The sequence below is a fragment of the Streptomyces sp. NBC_00258 genome, assembly GCF_036182465.1.
Lineage (GTDB): Bacteria > Actinomycetota > Actinomycetes > Streptomycetales > Streptomycetaceae > Streptomyces.
Genome location: NZ_CP108081.1, coordinates 1,705,997 through 1,722,115, shown reverse-complemented (window position 1 = coordinate 1,722,115; position 16,119 = coordinate 1,705,997). Strand labels below are relative to the sequence as shown.

General features: G+C 70.2%; 16 protein-coding genes. 12 read left to right on the top strand and 4 right to left on the bottom strand.

The features are described from left to right. Positions 1–12 precede the first annotated feature (12 nt). Positions 13–1,614 carry a GMC family oxidoreductase gene (locus tag OG718_RS08065; RefSeq protein WP_328843753.1) on the top strand — a complete coding sequence of 534 codons (1,602 nt, stop codon included), beginning with the start codon at positions 13–15 and terminating at the stop codon, positions 1,612–1,614. Between the two features lie 131 nt (positions 1,615–1,745). Continuing rightward, positions 1,746–3,155 (top strand): glycoside hydrolase family 1 protein, encoded by a 1,410-nt coding sequence (locus OG718_RS08060; protein WP_328843752.1) that lies wholly within the window; start codon positions 1,746–1,748, stop codon positions 3,153–3,155. Here the strand turns inward: OG718_RS08060 and OG718_RS08055 are convergent. Continuing rightward, the gene (locus OG718_RS08055; RefSeq protein ID WP_328843751.1) at positions 3,134–3,634 is read right to left on the bottom strand and encodes a MaoC family dehydratase; all 501 of its coding nucleotides are present in this window, start codon (positions 3,632–3,634) and stop codon (positions 3,134–3,136) included. The genes OG718_RS08060 and OG718_RS08055 overlap by 22 nt on opposite strands. Positions 3,635–3,708: 74 nt before the next feature. Next, positions 3,709–4,530: an enoyl-CoA hydratase/isomerase family protein gene (locus tag OG718_RS08050; RefSeq protein WP_143641711.1), complete on the bottom strand. Its 822-nt coding sequence runs from the start codon at positions 4,528–4,530 to the stop codon at positions 3,709–3,711. A gap of 109 nt (positions 4,531–4,639) precedes the next feature. On the opposite strand from OG718_RS08050, the gene OG718_RS08045 reads away from it, so the two are divergent. The 4 genes from OG718_RS08045 to OG718_RS08030 are packed head-to-tail and all read left to right on the top strand — an operon-like array spanning position 4,640 to position 8,287. Continuing rightward, positions 4,640–5,758: an acyl-CoA dehydrogenase family protein gene (locus tag OG718_RS08045; protein WP_328843750.1), complete on the top strand. Its 1,119-nt coding sequence runs from the start codon at positions 4,640–4,642 to the stop codon at positions 5,756–5,758. Positions 5,759–5,778: 20 nt separating this feature from the next. Further along, positions 5,779–6,957, top strand: a complete 1,179-nt coding sequence (locus OG718_RS08040; protein ID WP_143641713.1) for an acyl-CoA dehydrogenase family protein — start codon at positions 5,779–5,781, stop codon at positions 6,955–6,957. Continuing rightward, a complete protein-coding gene (locus tag OG718_RS08035) occupies positions 6,954–7,523 on the top strand; it encodes a nuclear transport factor 2 family protein (protein WP_328843749.1) in 570 nt (189 codons plus the stop codon). Before OG718_RS08040 ends, OG718_RS08035 begins: the two co-directional genes overlap by 4 nt. After that, positions 7,523–8,287, top strand: a complete 765-nt coding sequence (locus OG718_RS08030) for an SDR family NAD(P)-dependent oxidoreductase (RefSeq protein ID WP_143641715.1) — start codon at positions 7,523–7,525, stop codon at positions 8,285–8,287. The genes OG718_RS08035 and OG718_RS08030 overlap by 1 nt, the downstream gene beginning before the upstream one ends. A 247-nt stretch (positions 8,288–8,534) precedes the next feature. Here the strand turns inward: OG718_RS08030 and OG718_RS08025 are convergent, their stop codons facing one another. Then, on the bottom strand, positions 8,535–9,746 hold the full coding sequence (locus OG718_RS08025; protein ID WP_328843748.1) for a CaiB/BaiF CoA transferase family protein: 1,212 nt from the start codon (positions 9,744–9,746) through the stop codon (positions 8,535–8,537). A gap of 176 nt (positions 9,747–9,922) precedes the next feature. Between OG718_RS08025 and OG718_RS08020 the strand changes: the two genes are divergently transcribed. From OG718_RS08020 to OG718_RS07995, 6 genes are all read left to right on the top strand, one after another. Continuing rightward, positions 9,923–10,417, top strand: a complete 495-nt coding sequence (locus tag OG718_RS08020; protein WP_143641717.1) for a PaaI family thioesterase — start codon at positions 9,923–9,925, stop codon at positions 10,415–10,417. Between the two features lie 4 nt (positions 10,418–10,421). Next, positions 10,422–11,273, top strand: a complete 852-nt coding sequence (locus OG718_RS08015; RefSeq protein ID WP_328843747.1) for an enoyl-CoA hydratase-related protein — start codon at positions 10,422–10,424, stop codon at positions 11,271–11,273. Positions 11,274–11,352: 79 nt separating this feature from the next. Continuing rightward, complete coding sequence (locus tag OG718_RS08010) at positions 11,353–11,805, top strand: FAS1-like dehydratase domain-containing protein (RefSeq protein ID WP_328843746.1); 453 nt, start codon at positions 11,353–11,355, stop codon at positions 11,803–11,805. After that, positions 11,802–12,224: a MaoC/PaaZ C-terminal domain-containing protein gene (locus OG718_RS08005; protein ID WP_143641720.1), complete on the top strand. Its 423-nt coding sequence runs from the start codon at positions 11,802–11,804 to the stop codon at positions 12,222–12,224. The genes OG718_RS08010 and OG718_RS08005 overlap by 4 nt, the downstream gene beginning before the upstream one ends. Positions 12,225–12,228: 4 nt before the next feature. Continuing rightward, positions 12,229–13,701, top strand: a complete 1,473-nt coding sequence (locus OG718_RS08000; protein ID WP_143641721.1) for a class I adenylate-forming enzyme family protein — start codon at positions 12,229–12,231, stop codon at positions 13,699–13,701. Further along, the gene (locus OG718_RS07995; protein ID WP_328843745.1) at positions 13,691–14,818 is read left to right on the top strand and encodes a serine hydrolase domain-containing protein; all 1,128 of its coding nucleotides are present in this window, start codon (positions 13,691–13,693) and stop codon (positions 14,816–14,818) included. Before OG718_RS08000 ends, OG718_RS07995 begins: the two co-directional genes overlap by 11 nt. Positions 14,819–14,908: 90 nt before the next feature. On the opposite strand, the gene OG718_RS07990 is transcribed toward OG718_RS07995, so the two are convergent. Continuing rightward, positions 14,909–16,090, bottom strand: coding sequence for an amidohydrolase family protein (locus tag OG718_RS07990; RefSeq protein WP_143641723.1), 1,182 nt, complete (start codon positions 16,088–16,090; stop codon positions 14,909–14,911). Positions 16,091–16,119 lie beyond the last annotated feature (29 nt).

The window sequence follows — 16,119 nt, the reverse complement described above, 5'->3', positions numbered from 1 at the left end:
CCAGGAGAACGCATGACAACGTTCGACTACATCGTGGTGGGCGCTGGCTCAGCGGGATGCGTGCTCGCGAGCCGCCTCTCCGAGGACCCCGGGACGTCCGTGCTGCTGATCGAGGCGGGCGGCAAGGACACCACTCCGCTGATCAGGATGCCCAAGGGGTTCGGCAAGCTGCTGGGGGACCCCGGCTTCGCCTGGCACTATCCGGTCGAGCCGGTGGGTCCGACGGGGCGCGTCGAACACTGGGTCCGCGGCCGGACGCTCGGCGGATCCAGCTCGGTCAACGGCATGGTCTACAACCGCGGTGACCGCGCCGACTACGACGAGCTGGAGCGGCTCGGCAACCCCGGCTGGGGCTGGGACACGATGCTGCCGATCTTCAAGGCGATCGAGGACAACGCCCTGGGTGCTTCCGACGCGCGGGGAGCGGGCGGCCCCTTGCACATCTCCACCGCGCCGAAGCCGGAGCAACTCTGCGAGGACGCCATCGCCGCCGGCACCGGACTCGGCTGGCGCCGCACCGAGGACCTCAACGCGAGCGACGACGAACGCATCGGCTACGCCATGGCCACCATCAGGAACGGACAGCGGTTCAGCGCCGCCCGCGCCTTCCTGCATCCGGCCGCGCGCCGGCCGAACCTCACCCTGTCGGTGGACACCCTCGTGACGCGAGTTCTGACGGAGAAGGGCAGGGCGGTGGGCGTACGCGCCCGCAGCGCGGGCCGGGAAACCGACTTCCGAGCCCGACGCGAGGTGATCCTCTCCGCCGGAAGCATCGCCACACCGAAGATCCTCCAGCTCTCGGGCATCGGTCCGGCAGAGACACTGAAGTCGGCGGGCGTCGACGTCCTGGTCGACAGCCCCCACGTCGGCGGCAGGATGCGTGAGCACCGCTGTTTCGTCGTCCAGTACCGGCTGAAGGCAGCTCTCGGCTACAACAAGGCGCTGAGCACCCCGCTGCGCCAGGCCCTGTCCGGTGTCAAATACCTGGCGACCCGCCGCGGACCTCTCGCCGCCCCCGCCTTCGACGTCATCGCCTTCTTCAAGACCCGCCCCGAACTCGCCCGCCCGGACGCACAACTGCTGATCGCACCCTTCTCCCTCATGCCGGAGATCCCGGGAAAGGAAACCGGCGTGGAGCGCGAGCCGGGAGTGATGGGCCTCGGCTACGTCCTGCGTCCCACCGCCGAGGGACGCCTCCACATCACCGCGGCCGACCCCGACGCGCACCTCACCATCACGCCGAACTACTACGGCTCCGATCACGACCGACGCGTCGGGACCGCCGCCTTCCGCAGAATGCGCGCCCTCTTCGAGACCGGCCCGATCGCCGACCGGATCATGGCCGAAACGCTACCCGGCCCCACGGTCGGAGAGGACCAGGAGATCATCGACGCCGGCCTCGAGCACGGCCGCTGCGGCTATCACGCCGTCGGCACGTGCGCCATGGGCCCCGCCGAGAACGACGTCGTGGACTCCCGGCTGCGCGTGCGCGGTGTCGATGGCCTGCGGGTTGTCGACTGCTCGGTCATGCCGACCATGGTCTCCGGCAATCTCAACGGGCCGATCATGGCCATGGCCTGGCACGCCGCGGACCTCGTCCTCGACAAGGGCTGAGCGATCACCGGGCGGCCTTACGAATTGATGAGATCTGTCCGAAACGTTGTCGTAGTTTCCCTGAAGTGTTAGCGTCCGCACGGCGTTCATTCAGTTGAATGCGTTAAACCATTACGCCCTGGACGGTGACCATGAGCGATGGTTTCCTGTACGAATCGTTCCGTGGTGTCGACTGGGGGGTCGCCACCGCGGACTCCATCGCGGCCCCGCCGCCGCCCCCGCCCGAGCGCGGCGGGCACTTCCGGCAGTGGACCGACGACATCCGTCAGCTGGTCGGTGCGACTCCCGACGCGCACCGGATGGTGGCCGGCTGGCCACGGCTGCAGCCCGACGGCCCCGGTGTCTGGGACCGGCAGGCCCTGGACCGCTGCGACCGCGCACTGGACTCGCTGCTCGAACTCGGTCTGCGGCCCGGCCTGACACTGCTCGACCGGTCGCTGCCGCCCTGGCTGGAGGCCTCCGGCGGCTGGCTCGCCCGCGACACCGCGGAACACTTCGCCGCCTACGCCGCCGAGCTGGGCCACCGCTTCGGCGACCGCGTGACGCGCTGGATCACCTCCACCGACCTGGCCGGGCCCACGATCGCGGACCACGTGGCCGGGATGTACACACCGGGCCGGGGCATCGGCCGCGCGGGCCTGGCCACCGTCCACCACATCCTGCTCGCCAACGGACTCGCGACCCAGGCACTCAGGGCCGCCGGCGCGAGCGGCCGCATCGGCACCACGGTCACCCTCGTCGGTGGTTACCCGGCCACCGACGACCCCTTCGACCGTCTCGCCCTGGAACGCCTGGAGAGCTGGACCAACCGCCTCTTCCTGGACCCCATGCTGCTCGGCGAGCACATGGTGACCGAGGACGACGTCTCACCGGTCGAGGCCACCGGCTGCGTACACCCCGGAGACCTGGAGATCATCGCCACCGCGCAGGACATGCTGGGCCTCTCCTGGCACACGCCCTTCCGCGTCACCGCACCGGAGAACCTGGCCCGCGTACTGCCGGCCAACAAGTGCCAGGGCACCCTCAACGAGGTGAACCGCCTGCTCATCGGCCTCGGATTCGCGATCACCCCGTTCGACGACGTGGAGACCACGGCGTACGGCTGGCCCCTCATCCCCGAGGCGCTCGCCGACGCCGTCGCGGACCTCCACGACCTGTACGGGGAGCTACTGCCTCCGCTGTCCGTCATCGACAACGGCATGGGCGATCTGGACCTGGTCGACGAGACGGGGCACAGCGACGACGTCCGGCGCAGGACACTGCTGAGCGCCAGGCTCTCCTGGCTGGGCCGCGTGATCGCACGCGGCGTGCCCGTCTGCGGCTACGAGTACTGGTCGGTGCTCGACAACCTGGAGGCGAAGTTCCGCTACACCCGCCTCTACGCGATGGCGGTCCCGGACCACGAGCCCCCGCCGCGTCCGCCGATGCCCTCGGACTGGGTACGCGGAGGTGCGTTCGCGGGCCCGGTTCCGTCCGGTGCCGCGGCCGGTCTGACGCTGGTGCCGACCGGGCCACGGGCTCAGAGCGTCGGAGCCCCGTAGTCCCTGCCCCGGATCAGGCGCACCGGGGTGTATACGAGCACGTCCTCGTCCCGCTGGTTGCGTACGGTGATCCGGCTGGTCACCACGCCCCGGCCGGGCTTGCTGGAGGGGCGGGAGCCCGTGGTCTCCACGACGGCGTACAGCGTGTCGCCGACGTAGACCGGCCCCTGCACCGTCAGCTCCATGTGCAGGAAGGCGAGGCCCGTGCCGTGCAGCACGTTCGTCTGGAGTACGAGTCCCTCGGCGATGCAGTACGTCAGCGCCCCCGGGACCAGCCGCCCCGTGTAGCCGCCGTCCGCGGCGTGCGAGGCGTCCCAGAAGAGCGGCTCGTTGAAGCCGCCCCAGGTGATGAAGTTGACCAGGTCCGTCTCGGTGACGGTGCGGCGGGCGGTCCGGAAGATCTGGCCCTTCGGCATGTCCTCGTACGTCATCCCCTGGACCAGCGGCGGGATCTCGGTGGCGGTGTGCTCCGATGTCATGGCGGGCTCCTCAAGCATTCGTGGCATTCGCAGGCGTCAGCGGGTGTCCATGGCCGTCAGTGGGTGTCCGTGGGTCAGAGGTCGATCGGGTGCTTGTCCGCCACGCCCTCGAAGTCAGGGGCGCGCTTCTCGCGATGGGCGGCCAGCCCTTCGACGACCTCGTGCCCGCCGAACCCGAAGAACTCCAGTCCCAGCGAGGCCTCGAAGATCGGCTGGGCGGTGCGGTACCAGTGGTTGAGGGACCGCTTGGTCCAGCTGATGGCACTGGCGGGCCCGGCGGCCAGAGCGGTCGCCACCCGCAGACCCTCCGCGTGTACGTCCTCGTCGTCCACGCACTTCGACACAAGGCCGATGCGCTCGGCCTCCTCGCCGGTGAGCGTCTCGCAGGTCAGCAGGTAGTACTTGGCCTTGGCCATGCCGCACAGCAGCGGCCAGCAGATGGCGGCGTGATCACCGGCCGCGACCCCGAGACGTGTGTGCCCGTCGACGATCTTCGCCCGGCGTCCGGCGATGGAGATGTCCGCCAGCATGCCGACGACCAGCCCGGCGCCGACGGCCGGGCCGTGGATGGCGGAGACCACCGGCTTCGAGCAGTTGATCACCCCGTACACCATGTCCCGCGCCTCGCGCATGACCCGGGCACGCACCGCGTACTCCTCGGTCAGGGCATCGATGGAATCGAAGGTCCCGCCGGCCGAGAAGGCCTTGCCCGCGCCCTGGACCAGCACCGCACGCGTCTGTTCGTCCCGGTCCACGACCGGCCAGACATCGGCGAGCTCACCGTGCATCCGAGGATCCACGGCGTTGAGGTTCGGGGCGTCGAGCACGATGCGGAGCACGCCGGACGCGGGCCTCTCGAACGTCAGGCTCGTGAACTGGTCGTAGAGATCGGTCACGTCGCGCTCCTGGTGTATTCAGTGCGGATACTATAATTATCTAACTGTATCGAGGGGTGGGCAGGCAAGCGGGCGGCAACCGCATCGCACCGAGGACGGGAAGCGCGGCATGGATCTCACCTTCAGCGAGGAACAGGACGAACTGCGCAAGGTCGTACGGTCGTTCCTCACCAAGCACGCCACGGAGGCCGACGTGCGCCGCCTGGCGGCCGACCCGAGCGGGTACGACCCGGTCGTCTGGCGGCGGATGGCCACGGAGATCGGCCTGCAGGGACTGGCGGTGCCGGAGAAGTACGGCGGCTCGGGCTTCGGTTACGTCGACCTCGGCGTCGTCTTCGAGGAGACGGGCCGCGCGCTGCTGTGCGCGCCGTACTTCGCCACCGTCGCCCTGGCCGCCGAGACGCTGCTGCGCTGCGACGACGAGAGGGCCCGCGGCGATCTTCTTCCCGGCATCGCGTCCGGCGAGACCGTCGCCACGCTCGCGCTCACCGAGGAGAACGGCCGGTGGGACGAGACAGGCATCCGGCTCACCGCCCATGACGAGGAGGGCGGCTGGCGACTGACCGGAGCAAAGACATACGTCCTCGACGGACACCTCGCCGACCTGCTCCTGGTCGCCGCCCGCACACACTCCGGCATCAGCCTCTTCGCCGTAGACGGCGAAGCGCCGGGCCTCGCCCGCACACCCCTCCCGACTCTCGACCAGACACGCAAGCAGGCCCGGGTGGAGTTCACGAACACCCCCGCCCGCCTGCTGGGCCCCGAGGGCGCCGCCTGGCCGGCCCTCGAACGAACCCTCGCCGCGGCCTCCGTACTGCTGGCAGCCGAACAGGTCGGGGGAGCGGACGCCGCACTGGACGCGGCCGTGGAGTACGCCAAGATCCGCGAGCAGTACGGACGGCCCATCGGTTCCTTCCAGGGGATCAAGCACAAGTGCGCCGACATGCTCGTGGAGATCGAGTCCGCCCGCTCGGCCGCGTACGGAGGACTGTGGGCACTGGACGCGGGCGACGGGGCGGAGACCGCGATCTCGGCGGCCCTTGCCCAGGCGTTCTGCTCGGAGGCCTTCACGAAGGTCGCAGGCGACAACATCCAGGTCCACGGCGGCATCGGCTTCACCTGGGAGCACCCCGCGCACCTGTACCTCAAGCGGGCCAAGAGCTCCGAGGTGCTGCTCGGCGCGCCGTCGTACCACCGGGAGCTGCTCGCCGCCCGGCTCGGCATCTGATCATCGGCAAAGGAGCTGGCATGGAGCTGGACTTCGGGCCCGCGGTACGCGACTTCCGCGACGAGTTGCGGGACTGGCTGGCCGAACACCTCGTGGGGGAGTTCGCCGAGCACCGGGGCGTGGGCGGCCCCACCGACGGGGCGGCCTGGGAGGTCCGCCTCGCCTGGGACCGCGAGCTGGCGGCCGGGAACTGGCTCGGGGTCGGCTGGCCGCAGGAGTACGGCGGACGAGGGCTCGGTCTCCTTGAGGAGATCGTCTTCGAGTACGAGTACGCCCGCGTGAACGCCCCCTACCGGGCCACCGTCAACGCCCTCGACCTGCTCGGGCCCATGCTCCTGAGGATGGGAAGCGAGGCGCAGCGGAAACGCTTCCTGCCGCCGATCCTCGCCGTCGAGGAACTGTGGGGCCAGGGCTTCAGCGAACCGGGCGCCGGCTCCGATCTGGCCTCCGTGCGCACCCGTGCCGAGCGCGACGGCGACGCCTGGGTGGTCAACGGGCAGAAGGTGTGGACCTCCTTCGGTATCCACGCCGACTGGCTCTACGTCCTCACGCGCACCGACCCCGACTCCCGGCGGCACAAGGGACTGACGATGCTGCTCGTCCCGGCCGGCCGGCCGGGCGTGGAGATCCGGCCCATCCGCAACCTCGCGGGCCAGGACGAGTTCGCCGAGGTGTTCCTCTCCGACGCACGCACCGATGCCGACATGGTGGTGGGCGAGGTCGGCCAGGGCTGGCGCACGGCGATGGCCACCCTCGGCATCGAACGCGGCACCACCTTGTTGCCCCAGCAGCTCACCTTCGAGCGGGAGGCCGAGGCGCTGATCGGTCTGGCCCGTGAGCGGGGCGCGCTCGACGACCCGATGCTGCGCCGCCGGATCGTGGACGCCTGGATCTCCGTACGCATCATGCGCACCACCAACCTGCGGACCATCGCGGAACTGACCGCGGGCCGCACACCGGGACCGCAGGCCACCACGGCCAAGCTGTACGCCTCGACCAGGCACCAGCAACTCGGCCATCTGGCCATGGAGTTGGCCGGACCCGCAGGGCAGATCGTCGGTGAGGACTACGGCCTGGGCACCCGGCAGCGCTCCTTCCTGCTGTCACTGGCGGAGACGATCTACGGCGGGTCGAGCGAGATCCAGCGCAACATCATCGGGGAACAGGTCCTCGGCCTGCCGAAGGAGCCTCGGCCATGAGCGAAGCTGAGCACGGGCCACTGAACGCGGCCGGAGGTTCCCTCGGTGCCGCGGGAGGGTCCTTGGAGGACCGGATCGACCGCATCGAGTCGCACCTCGCCATCCAGCAACTGCCCATCCGCTACGCGCTCGCCGTGGACGCCCGCGACCTCGACGCCTGGGCCGGCTGTTTCCGGCCCGACGTGGAGATGGGGCGGCACGGCCGGGGTCGGACCGCACTGCTGGCGTACATCGAGCCTCTGGTCCGTGGCTTCCGCCGGTCGGTCCACCAGATCTGCGGCCACCGCGTCGAGTTCACGGACCGTGACACGGCGACCGGTGCCGTCTACTGCCGTGCCGAGCACGAGGTGGGGGACCGGTGGATCGTGATGGCGATCTGCTACCGGGACGACTACACGCGCGTGGAGGGCGAGTGGTACTTCTCCCGCCGCCGTGAGCAGCACTGGTACGCGGCCGATGTGACCGAGCGCCCCCAGGCCGTGGACTTCAACGGCTGGGAGGGGTCCGGACAACCGGCGCTGCCTGACGCCTTTCCCTCATGGGCGCCCTTCTGGAAGGACAAGTGATGCAGCGAGGCACACGGCTGGCCGGGAAGACGGCGCTGGTCACCGGCGGAGGACAGGGAGTCGGCCGCGGCATCGCGCTCGCGCTGGCCGCCGAGGGGGCGGCCGTGGTGATCACCGGCCGTACCGAGAGCAAGCTCAAGGACACCGCCGGGGAGATCGCCGAGCGCGGTGGGCGGGCGTACACCGTCGTCGGGGACGTGGGCGACCGTGACGACGTCGACCGCATGGTGGCCGACACGGTACGGGAGTTCGGCGGGCTCGACGTGCTCGTCAACAACGCGCAGTCCTCGGTCCAGCGCCGACTGGAGAAGACGTCGTACGAGGATGTCGAACTCACCTACCGGAGCGGGCCGTTGGCCGTGTTCCACGCGATGCAGGCCGCCCTGCCCCACCTCAAGGACAGCCGCGGCAGCGTCGTGAATCTCGGCTCCTCGGCCGCGGTGCAGGGCGAGGTGACCTTCGCGGCGTACGCGATGGCCAAGGAGGCGATCCGCGGGCTGACCCGGGTTGCCGCGCGGGAGTGGGGTGCGTACGGGATTCGCGTGAACGTCGTCTGCCCCGCCGCGCTCAGTCCGGCGGCGGAGGACTATCTCGCCGCGCATCCGCAGAAGGCGGCAGAACTCGCCCGCGAGATTCCGTTGGGCCGGCTCGGGGCGCCGGAGGCGGACATCGGCCGCGCGGTCGCCGCGCTCGTCAGCGACGACATGGCGTACCTGACGGGAGCGACGCTGATGCTGGAGGGGGGCCGGACGTTGATCGGGTGACCGGTGCGTCCGGCAGGGCCCCTTTTCGCCCCCGCCGCCCCTGCCCATTCCCGTCACTACTCGGGGGCGCTGCCCCCGAACCCCCGCTCCTCAAACGCCGGAGAGGCTAGATTTTCCGCGGTCCGGGCCGACATTTCAGCCCGTCCGGCGTTTGAGGACGAGGCCGTTCAGGCCGATAAGCGGGGGTCTGGGGGCGCAGCCCCCAGAAGGGACGGGAATGGGTAGGGGCGGCGGGGGCGAAAGAACTTCACACAACCCCCCGCGCCCGCAACCCCGCCAACTGACTCTCCGTCACCCCCGCCAACCTGCCCAGGACTTCGGCGGTGTGCTCGCCCAGCCCGGGCGGAGGTTCGTAGCCCTCGACGGGGGTCGCCGTGAACCGGATCGGGTTGGCGAGGAGCGGGAGACGCCCGGACACGGGGTCGTCGACATCCACCAGCATCCCCCGATGCTGAATCTGAGGGTCGGCGAAAACCTCGGGCATCTCGTTGAACGGCCCCGCGGGGACGTCGTGTTCGTCGAGAACGGCCAGCCACTCGTCCCGCGTCCGAGTCAGCATGATCTCTTCGAGCACCGGCAGGATCTCCGCGCGATGGGAGATCCGCGCGGAGGTGGTGCCGAACCGCGGATCCTGAAGCAGGTCGCTGCGCCCGGCCGCAGCACAGAACGCGGCGAACTGCTTGTCGTTGCCCGCGACGAGGAACAGTGGCTTGTCCTTGCACAGGAAGGCCTGTGAAGGGATCCCGCCGTAGCCGCCGTTGCCGCGCCGCTGCGGGACCTCCCCGGACACGAGGTAGTTCATCGCGAAGTGCGACAGGGAGGCGAGCCCGCAGTCCAGCAGGGAGAGGTCGATGAACTGGCCCTCACCGGTGGCGTCCCGGTGTCGCAGCGCCGCCAGGACGGCCGTGGAGGCGTACAGCCCGGTGAGGATGTCGACCATGCTGACCCCGACCTTCATCGGCTCGTCGGGGTGTCCGGAGACGCTCATCATCCCGGACATGGCCTGGAAGATGCCGTCGTAGCCGGGGCGGGCGGCGTACGGACCGGTCTGGCCGAAGCCGGTGACCGACAGGTACACCAGGCGCGGGTTGAGCTCGCGCAGGCTCTCGTGGTCGAGGCCGTACTTCGCCAGCGTCCCCGCGCGGAAGTTCTCGACGAGGACGTCCGAGCGGGCGGCCAGGGCGCGGATCAGCGCCTGGCCCTCGGCGGTGGCGTGGTTGACGGTGACGGACTGCTTGTTGCGGTTGCAGGAGAGGTAGAAGGCGGCCGTGTCCGTGCGGTCGCCCTCGGGGCCGGCGGCGAAGGGCGGGCCGTAGGTCCGTGAGTCGTCGCCCGTCCCGGGGCGCTCGACCTTGATCACCTCCGCGCCGAGGTCGGCGAGTATCTGGGTGGCCAGCGGGGCCGCGAGGATGCGGGACAGGTCGAGGACACGTACTCCGGCCAGGGCGGTCGACGGCATCGAGGGGCCTCCCTCTGGGAGGGCACTCCATGCCGGAGCGCCCTGTGACGAGCGAGCTAATGAGTTATATAAATAATACATCTGGAGCTCGGGCTCGTCCCGTACGATTGCTTCAACTATCCAATTCATGTAACTATATCGATCGGCCGGACAGGCCGAGACCGGAGGGCGTGCGGATGACCGTCGCGGCGAGGACCCTCACCGACCAGGAACAGCGCGAACGCCGTGCGTGGTTCCGGGCCCGCTGGGAACGCGGGGTCGCGTTCAACCGCAACTGCCGTATGCGAATGGTGCGTTGGGACCCCGATGGCGTAGAGGTGGCACTTCCCTACGCCGAGGCCCTCTCCGCCCACGAAGGCGTCTTCCACGGCGGAGTGATCTCGGCGCTCATCGACACCGCGGGCGCCGGAGCCGTGATCGCCGGGCACGACTTCCAGAAGGGGAGCCGGCTCAGCACGGTGTCGATGTCGGTCCAGTACCTCGCGCCCGCCCGGGGCCGGGAGGCCATCGCCTTCGCGCGGTGCGTCAGACGGGGCCGCCGACTGCACTTCGCCGACGTCGACGTGCGGATGCCCGACGGACGCATCTGCGCCCGGGGCCAGGTGGTGGTGACCATCTCGGGGGAGCGGCCGGGCGTCGGTGACCCCATCGAACCGTTGACCGAGGAGTGACGTGATGCCCGAGGAGCCCACCCAGGACCAGGACCTGGTGCTCTACGAGGTCGACGAGGACGGCGTCGCCACCGTCACCCTCAACCGGCCCGAGCGCAAGAACGCGTGGAGCATCCCCATGGAGCGCCTCTTCTTCGCGCTCCTCGACGAAGCCGCGCAGGATCCCGCCGTCCGCGTCGTCGTCATCACGGGCGCGGGCCGGGCGTTCTGCCCCGGCATGGACGTCCAGCGGCTGGAGCAGAACGCGCAGCCTGGCCAGTCCCTCAACCTCCAGGCCCGCGTACCCATGTACAGCAGGCGGAACATGCCGAAGCCCATGATCGCCGCCGTCAACGGCGCCTGCGCGGGCATCGGTCTGGTCCAGGCACTCGTCTGCGACATCCGCTTCGCCGCCCGCGGGGCCCGCTTCACCACCGCCTTCACCCGACGGGGCCTGGCCGGCGAGTACAACATGCCGTACGTGCTGCCACGCGTCGTCGGCCTGGAGAACGCGCTCGACCTGCTGCTGTCCGGCCGGGTCTTCGACGCCGACGAGGCGAAGGAACTCGGCCTCGTCAGCCGCGTCGTGGAACCGGACGACCTGCTCGACGCCGCCCGTGCCTACGCCCGGGACATCGCCCGCAACTGTTCCCCGCGCGCCATGGCCGTCGTACGCCACCAGGTGTACGGCGACCTCGACCGCGACTTCACCGGGGCACTCGCCCGCTCCTACTCCGCCATGGAGTTCTTCGCGGGCTCACCGGACTTCCGCGAGGGTGTCGCCAGCTTCGTCGAGAAGCGGGAGCCGAAGTTCGAGGGGCTGCCTCCCGACTTCGACCCGGACGAGGCCACCCGCGACGCCTTCCTGCCGTACTGACCTGCCGCACGATGCGCCGTGCCGGCCTGCTGTACGACGTGCCGCGCCGAACCGCCGTACCGACCGAGGAGACTTGACGATGACAGGGCAGCCGTTCCCCGTCGAGGCCGGGCACATCATGATGTTCGCCCGCGCCATCGGCGACGAGACCCAGGCCCACCGGGGCGAGACCGCACTCGCGCCGCCCACGTTCACGATGGCGAGCGCCCAGTACGACCCGGACCACCACTTGCGGCCCAGGCCGGGCGCGGAGTGGTTCGGATCGGGAGGCGGTCCCGGGGTGATGCCCGAAGGCGGCGGCGGGCTGCACGCCGAGCAGCACTTCGAGTACCACCGCCCGGTGCGCGCGGGGGAGACCCTGTACGCGACCACCGTCACCGGACGCAGCTGGGAGAAGCAGGGCCGCACCGGCCGCCTGCTGTTCAGTGAGCGAGTCACCGAGTACCGGGACGCCGCCGGCGAACCCGTCGTCAGCGCCCGGACCGTGGCCGTCGTGCCCGAGGGCCCCGCAACCCCGAAGGACGCCCGATGAGGCTGAGCGCAGACGGCATCAAGGTCGGCGAGACCAGAAGGAGCGTGCTGGTCGAGGACCTGAAGCGCACCCGGATCGTGCAGTACGCGGGCGCGTCCGGCGACTACAACCCGCTGCACACCGACGAGAGGTTCGCCACCGAGGTCGCGGGGTATCCCAGCGTGTTCGCCCATGGAATGCTCACGATGGGCATGACCGGCCGGGTCCTCACCGACTGGGTCGGCACCGAGTCACTGCTGACCTTCGGCGTGCGCTTCAAGGCCCAGGTCTGGCCGGGGGACACCCTGACGGCCACGGCGACCGTCGAGTCCGTCGAGGACACCCCGGCCGGACCGGTCGCCCACTTCTCCGTGCGCACCGTCAACCAGAACGGCGCCGAGGTGGTCACCGGTACCGCGGCGGCCCGGCTGGAGCCCTGATCCGGTGGCCGGCGCGCTGAAGGCCGTAGCGGCACCCACCTGGACCGCGATGGTGAGCCGTGCCTACGACCACGCGCGCCCCGCCGTCCGGTTCCACGACGTGAGCTGGACAGGACGCGAACTCCTCGACCGGGCGGGCGGCGCGGCCGACCTGCTCGACACGCTCGACCTCGCCCCCGGCGAGCCTGTGCCCGCGCTGATCGCCACCTCTGCCGACGCCCTCGCGCTGGTGATCGGCGGCGCCGGATCGGGCCACCCGCTCGCCCCGCTCGGCGTCCGCGCGACCCCGTACGAGATCGCGGCGGTGGTAGAGGCATCGGGGTCCCAACTCCTCCTCGCCCAGCCGGAGTTCGCCGAACTCGGTGAGCGCGTCGGTCAACTGGTCGGCTGCCCCGCCGTCGTCGTCCCCGAACTGCGCCCGAGCGGAAGGGCGTTGACGGCCGAGCCCGACGCGCTCGCCGCTGTCCTGCACACCTCCGGGACCACGGGCATCCCCAAACCCGTCCCCATGACGCAGCGACGTCTGGCAGCCCGTGCCGGCGTCAACGGTCGGCTCTGCGCGCTCGACCCCGACAGTTTCTACGGCGGCAGCGCGCCCTTCCACCACATCGCGGGCCTCGGCAACATCGCCGTCGCCCTCGCCGCCGGCGCGCTGATCACCGGCCTGCCGCGCTTCACCGTCGAGGGCTGGGCCCTGCTGCGGGAACTCGGCACCACCCACACCAGCATGGTCCCCGCGATGCTTGAAACGCTGCTGGGGGCAGGTCAGGCCCGCCACGAAGGGCTGCGCGTCCTCCAGTACGGCGGCGCGCCCATCCGTCCGGGCACACTGCGCCGCACGTACGAGGCGATGCCCGGCGTGCGCATGCTCAACATGTTCGGTCAGACGGAGGGCTCGCCCATCAGCGTGCTCACCCCCGAGGACCACCGTGAGGCGGTCGCCGGGCACACCGCACTGCTGCGGTCGGTCGGACGGGCCGCCCCGGGCGTCGAACTGCGGGTCCGGGACGCCGGGCCGGACGGGGTCGGCGAGATCCACGCCCGTGCCGACCATCTCTTCCGCGTCGACGCCGAGGGCTGGCTGCACAGCGGCGACCTGGGCCGGGTCTCGGAGGACGGCTACCTCTACCTGTCCGGCCGACGAAACGACATGATCATCCGAGGTGGCGAGAACGTCCACCCGCTGGAGGTGGAGACGGTCCTCGCCTCGCATCCCGGCATCGCGGACGTGGCGGTCGCCGGCGCGCCGGACCACCGGCTCGGCCAGACCGTCGTCGCCTTCGTCGTACCGTCCGACCGTGACGACCCACCGGAACCGGGGCTGCTCAGGGAGTACGCCCGCGACCGCCTGTCCGGGTTCAAGGTGCCCGTCCGCTGGTGGTTCGTGGACGAGCTGCCGCGCAACGCCAACGGCAAGGTCGTACGCCGCGGCCTGCGGGAACCGCCGGTGAGCAAGGGAGACTCGCATGACGCCTGACCACTCCGTCGTCGCCCCGGAGACCGTCGGAGTCGACCCGCACCGGCTCGACGTACTGCTGCGAAGGATCCGGCTGGAGGTCGATCACGGACCGCTGCCGTCCGCGCAGGTCGCCGTCGCCCGGGGCGGTCGGCTGGTGGCCTTCGAGACCTGGGGCGACGCCCGTCCCGACACCCGGTACGTCCTGCAGTCCGTCGGACGGTCGATCGTCGCGGGCGTCGTGTGGAAACTGATCGGCGACGGGCTGCTGGACGTGGGTGAGCAAGTCGCCGCGATCATCCCGGAGTTCGCACCGAACGGGAAGGAGGAGGTGACGGTCGAGCACGTCCTCACACACACCGCCGGCTTCCCCTTCGCGCCGCTCGGGTACCCGAAGATGCTCGACCGCGAGCAGAGGCTCGCCGCGTTCGGCCGCTGGCGGCTCGACTACCCGCCGGGCAGCCGCTTCCAGTTCCACCTCACCTCGGCGGCCTGGCTGATCGCCGAGATCGTCGAGCGGCGTACGGGCCTGGCCTTCGCCGACTACCTGCACGAGCGGATCGCCCGCTCGCTGGGCCTGTCCTCGATCGAACTCGGCGTCCCCGTGGACCGACAGCCCGCCACCGTCGCCCCGATGATCGCCACCGACCGCACGGACGACGACCAGGAGCCCGACCCCTGGGGACCGTGGTACCTGTCCGACCCGCGTGTGCTCGCGGCCGGCGAGCCGAGTCACGCGCTGGTCGCCACCGCCGCCGATGTCGCCCTGTACTTCCAGGCGCTGGAGCACTCGGGCCTGTGGAAGCCGGAAGCGGTGGCGGAGGGCACCAGGATCCGCCTGACCGGGCACCCGCACGGCGAACAGATCTACGGGGGCGGCAGCGGGCGGCGTACGAGCGTGGGGCTGTTCGTCACCGTGGCCGGTCCGGATGCGGGCAGCCAACTGCCTTCCACCGGCTCGCCGTTGCTCTTCGGCAGTGCCGGCGCGGCGTACCAGCTGGGCTTCATGGACCCGGAGTCCGGTCTGTCCTTCGCCTGTCTGAGCAACGGCTACCCGCTCGCGGGCTACGACCACTCGCGGCGCGGGACGGCCCTGCTCACCAACCTGGCGAACCTCGCGGCCGATCTCGTCGACTGAGCGCGGCCTGGCTCTCCGCGTCGCATGTCCCACTGAGTGGGCCCGGTACCGACCTTCGGTACCGGGCCCACTCAGTGGGTACTGCCAGTCTCAACGGCTGATCAGCTGCTGTGCGTTGTTGTACATGATGTCGTCCTGGACCGACTCGTCGAGCTCCGCGAGGAGCTTGCGGTAGTCGGCCGGGTTGGCGATGCCCTCGGCGTGCGGGAAGTCCGAGCCCATCACGATGGACTCGTGATAGCCGAGACGCTTCACCAGGCTCGGGATGTCGTCCTCCGGGTAGGGCACGACGCGGATGTGCTTGCGGAAGACCTGGCTGGGGCGCTCGTCCAACTGGCCGCCGATCCAGGGGCCGTTGCGGCCCATGCCGCGGCTCTTGTCCATGTGGCGGACGAAGTGCGGCACCCACTCGGCGCCGAACTCGGACACCAGGACGTTGATGTCGGGGAAACGCCCGAAGAGGTTGTCGAAGATCAGCGCCGACAGCGTCTCCTCGATGGGGCGCTGGCCGTAGGTGTTCATCCACTGCCACGCGGACATCCGGAAGTGGATCGGGCTCGCGTCGTGGCCCCAGGCCGGGGCGACGTTCGAGTTGTAGTAGAACTCGCTGATGTGGTAACAGACGCTGGCCTTGGCCTCGTTGACCAGTTTCCAGAACGGGTCGAAGTACGGGTCCCCGGGCGAGCGGCCGTACTGCGGGCCGGTCGGCAGCATGATGAACCGGGCGCCCTGCTCCAGCACGAACTCCAGCTCCTTCACCGCACTGTCCAGGTCGCGCAGGGACAGCAGGGCGGGGGAGTAGATGCGGTCGTTGTGGTTGAAGCCCCACACCTCGTTCATATAGCGGTTGAACGAGTGGTAGTTGGCGTAGAGCGGCTCGACGCCCTGCACGTACTCCTCGGCGACGAGTGCCCAGCCGCCCGGATAGATGATCGTCTGGTCCAGTCCCTGCTCGTCCATGACGCGCAGCCGGGCCTCGCGGTTCTGGTACGACTCGTGCATCGGCTCGAACTGGTACGTCTCGTCGGGGTTGCCCGAGGCCATCGCCTTGAGCATCTCCTTGAGCGAGCCGGGCCGGTAGACCTGCCCGAACTCGGGCTCCAGACAGACCACGATCCGGTCCCCGGCGAGGATGACCTCACGGCCGTCCGGCAGGGTCACCGGCGCCACTGCCTGGCCGAGGAACTCCTTCGGGAGGTAGCGAGTGAAGGAGTCCCGTTCCTCGTACATGTGCTGGTCGCAGTCGAAGATCCGCTTGCGCTGTTCGGCCATGGCCGTCGCCTCCACCCTGAAGCCATTCA

What these genes read in the sequence shown, in the direction of transcription:
- OG718_RS08065 (WP_328843753.1), top strand. Translation starts at nt 13, where the DNA reads ATGACAACGTTCGACTACATCGTGGTGGGCGCTGGCTCAGCGGGATGC.
- OG718_RS08060 (WP_328843752.1), top strand. Translation starts at nt 1,746, where the DNA reads ATGAGCGATGGTTTCCTGTACGAATCGTTCCGTGGTGTCGACTGGGGG.
- OG718_RS08055 (WP_328843751.1), bottom strand. Translation starts at nt 3,634, where the DNA reads ATGACATCGGAGCACACCGCCACCGAGATCCCGCCGCTGGTCCAGGGG.
- OG718_RS08045 (WP_328843750.1), top strand. Translation starts at nt 4,640, where the DNA reads ATGGATCTCACCTTCAGCGAGGAACAGGACGAACTGCGCAAGGTCGTA.
- OG718_RS08040 (WP_143641713.1), top strand. Translation starts at nt 5,779, where the DNA reads ATGGAGCTGGACTTCGGGCCCGCGGTACGCGACTTCCGCGACGAGTTG.
- OG718_RS08035 (WP_328843749.1), top strand. Translation starts at nt 6,954, where the DNA reads ATGAGCGAAGCTGAGCACGGGCCACTGAACGCGGCCGGAGGTTCCCTC.
- OG718_RS08030 (WP_143641715.1), top strand. Translation starts at nt 7,523, where the DNA reads ATGCAGCGAGGCACACGGCTGGCCGGGAAGACGGCGCTGGTCACCGGC.
- OG718_RS08025 (WP_328843748.1), bottom strand. Translation starts at nt 9,746, where the DNA reads ATGCCGTCGACCGCCCTGGCCGGAGTACGTGTCCTCGACCTGTCCCGC.
- OG718_RS08020 (WP_143641717.1), top strand. Translation starts at nt 9,923, where the DNA reads ATGACCGTCGCGGCGAGGACCCTCACCGACCAGGAACAGCGCGAACGC.
- OG718_RS08015 (WP_328843747.1), top strand. Translation starts at nt 10,422, where the DNA reads ATGCCCGAGGAGCCCACCCAGGACCAGGACCTGGTGCTCTACGAGGTC.
- OG718_RS08010 (WP_328843746.1), top strand. Translation starts at nt 11,353, where the DNA reads ATGACAGGGCAGCCGTTCCCCGTCGAGGCCGGGCACATCATGATGTTC.
- OG718_RS08005 (WP_143641720.1), top strand. Translation starts at nt 11,802, where the DNA reads ATGAGGCTGAGCGCAGACGGCATCAAGGTCGGCGAGACCAGAAGGAGC.
- OG718_RS07995 (WP_328843745.1), top strand. Translation starts at nt 13,691, where the DNA reads ATGACGCCTGACCACTCCGTCGTCGCCCCGGAGACCGTCGGAGTCGAC.
- OG718_RS07990 (WP_143641723.1), bottom strand. Translation starts at nt 16,090, where the DNA reads ATGGCCGAACAGCGCAAGCGGATCTTCGACTGCGACCAGCACATGTAC.